This is a genomic window from Campylobacter concisus (assembly GCF_902460545.1).
GTDB lineage: Bacteria > Campylobacterota > Campylobacteria > Campylobacterales > Campylobacteraceae > Campylobacter_A > Campylobacter_A concisus_AE.
This window is the reverse complement of record NZ_CABPUE010000007.1, coordinates 54,348-57,300: the sequence shown is the minus strand read 5'-3', so window position 1 is coordinate 57,300 and position 2,953 is coordinate 54,348. Positions and strand designations below refer to the sequence as shown.

The 2,953-nt window shown below is 32.6% G+C and carries 3 protein-coding genes; all 3 read left to right on the top strand.

What is annotated here, in order from left to right:
• Positions 1-78: 78 nt before the first annotated feature.
• Genes FZ949_RS05485 through FZ949_RS09310 form a run of 3 tightly spaced genes read left to right on the top strand, consistent with a single transcriptional unit; the run spans position 79 to position 2,729 of the window.
• The gene (locus tag FZ949_RS05485) at positions 79-723 is read left to right on the top strand and encodes a carbonic anhydrase (RefSeq protein ID WP_072595207.1); all 645 of its coding nucleotides are present in this window, start codon (positions 79-81) and stop codon (positions 721-723) included.
• Entirely contained in the window at positions 716-2,560 is a 1,845-nt protein-coding gene (locus tag FZ949_RS05480; protein WP_103579923.1) for a mechanosensitive ion channel family protein, read from the top strand. The genes FZ949_RS05485 and FZ949_RS05480 overlap by 8 nt, the downstream gene beginning before the upstream one ends.
• 10 nt (positions 2,561-2,570) lie before the next feature.
• Complete coding sequence (locus FZ949_RS09310; protein ID WP_180997316.1) at positions 2,571-2,729, top strand: hypothetical protein; 159 nt, start codon at positions 2,571-2,573, stop codon at positions 2,727-2,729.
• Positions 2,730-2,953: the final 224 nt, after the last annotated feature.

Here is a 2,953-nt window from a genome sequence, read left to right as displayed (position 1 = left end):
TATATGTTAAAGTATTTTTTAGATTAAATAAAAGTTGCTATAATCGCGTAAAAATATAAAAAATGGAGATAAATTTCTATGGATGACTCGCTACTTGAAGGTGCGGTAAAATTTATGGAAGATGGCTTTTTGGAGCATGAAGAGCTCTTTAAAAGTCTACAAAATAGACAAGACCCACATACCCTTTTTATATCCTGTGTTGATTCAAGAGTAGTACCGAATTTGATAACAAACTGCCTCCCAGGCGAGCTTTTTATGGTGCGAAATATCGCAAACATCGTGCCACCTTATAGAGTGAGCGAGGAATTTTTGGCAACGACTTCTGCTATCGAATATGCATTAGAGCTTTTAAATATCAAAAATATTATTATTTGCGGGCACTCTGACTGTGGTGGATGTGCAGCGCTTTATATGGATGAAAAAAAGCTCAAAACTACACCAAATGTTAGAAATTGGATAAAGCTAATAGAGCCGATCAAGCGAGAAGTGCTTAAATTTACAAGCGACGATCCAGCAAAGATGGCGTGGCTAACTGAGAGATTAAATGTGATAAATTCGATCGAAAATATAATGACCTATCCAAATGTAAAAGAGGAGTATGAAAGAGGAAATCTTCAAATTTATGGCTGGCACTACATTATAGAAACCGGTGAAATTTTTAGCTACGATTTAAAGGAGGGTACATTCAAACTTTTAGCAGATAAAAGAGGTGAAAATGCGTAAAATTTTAACCATCATCTTGCTCTCATTTATAATGCTTTTTGGTGCTGAAAATAATAAAACTCAAGAAGAAAATATACTAAGCCTAACAAATCAAATTTTGACTTTAAATAATCAAATCCAAATCATAAAAGCACAGCAAAAAGATACAAACTCAACAAAAGCTGATAATTCAAATTTAGCTGGACTTCAAAAGAAAAAAAATGACCTTTTGGAAAAAATTCCACTATATGTTATGCAGATTGAAGTAACTCAAAACGATATTGATAAATTTATTTTGCAAAAAAATAATTTAGAAAAAAAAGTAGCTAGATTAGAGAAGCAATCAAACAAAGATGCTTATGTTCAAAGCGCTATTGAGCTTGAGAAAATGAAGATAGATTATGCATACTTCTCAGCTTTAATTAATCTTGAAGAGATATTTAAAAAAGGTGCTAAAGCAAACTCTATAAAAGAGGTGATAGATAACGGACTTTTAAATTTACAAACAAATTCTTACGTCAGCATAAAAGAGCTAAAAGATTCTCTAAATGAGACTTCAAGCTCTTACGATAACGCATTTGCCGAGCTTGATTTAAAAAAAGAGACTGATGAGGAAATTTTAATCTATCTTAAAAATAATGCTGATCTTCTAAGCTCAAGCATGATCTTATCAGAGCTAAATTTAGTCGATACGGTCGAATATATAAATAAGCTAATTCCTATAAATTCGGCAAAATTTAACGTTGGCAAGATCGTAGTTATAATCGTAGTATTTTTATTTTTTGTCTCACTTACAAGAATTCTTGCCAAACTCACATATTGGCTTATGTCACTCATTGCTTCTGGTGAAGGCGTAAAGGAGGCAAAGGATCAGATAGTAGATATCGTTAAAAAGCCTATCTCTGCGCTTCTTATCATTTATGCACTAAATATTTGTATCGGTGTTGCCTTTTATCCAGTACCAGTGCCACTAACTCTAGCAAATATCTTTTCGATCGTCTATATAGTCGCATTTTCATGGCTTGTTTTAACTATCCTAAATGGTTATGGCATAGTAATAATCGATAAAATTGCACAAAAGAGTAGACGAAAAGAGGTCGTAAATTTAGTTTTAAAAGTAGTCTACGTAATTGTATTAATAATCGCACTTTTACTAATTCTTCAAAAGCTTGGCTTTGATATATCAGCGCTCATAGCTTCACTTGGTATCGGTGGTCTTGCTGTTGCATTTGCTGCAAAAGACATCATCGCAAACTTCTTTGCTTCTGTTATGATGCTCTTTGATAACTCATTTTCGCAAGGAGATTGGATAGTTTGTGGTGATATAGAGGGTACTGTTGTTGAGGTTGGCTTTAGAAAGACGACTATTAGAAGTTTTGATAATGCTTTAATCTTTGTGCCAAACTCAAAACTAGCAAGTGATCCTGTTAGAAACTGGAGTAGAAGAAAAGTCGGTAGACGTATCAGAATGCTAATTGGCATTGAGTATGGAGCGACAACTGATGAGATTAAAAAATGTGTAGATGACATAAAAACTATGTTGATAAATCATCCAGATATTGCCAAAAGTGAGGATATAACAGCAAAGAAAAAAGGGCTAAAATATAGACAAAGTATAGTTTCGGTTGATGATTATGCTGGATATAAATCAAATTTATTTGTCGTGGTTGATGATTTTGCAGATAGCTCGATAAATATCTTAGTTTATTGTTTTGCAAAGACTATCGTTTGGGGAGAATTTTTAGATGTCAAGCAAGATGTAATGCTAAAGATTATGGATATTTTAAAGCAAAATGGTCTAAATTTCGCATTCCCAAGCCAAAGCTTGTATATTGAAAGTGTCAAAGATAAAATTTAAGGAGAAAACAATGAGTGATGAATTTGACTATGAAGAAGTAGAAGAAGACTACTCTGAATTTAATGACGATGAGGACGATAGTAGCGATAGTTATGACTATAATTACGATGAAAATGACTACAACTACGAAGATAGTGATGAGGATGAAGATAGTTACGACTCTTATTAAAAATACTTAATGAAATTTAATGGAATAAATTTACAGGGAGTTTTGTTTGACACACGATTTTGTAGATCAAAGTAGTTATAAAGCGATCGATGATATCTATAAAACGATATTAGACGTTATGATGGTTGCAAATGCACTATCATTGTTGCTTTTTATGATCATAGCTACACCACTACTTTTTATGTGCTTATTTTTTATAGCAGCTGGAATATTGCTTAGAATAA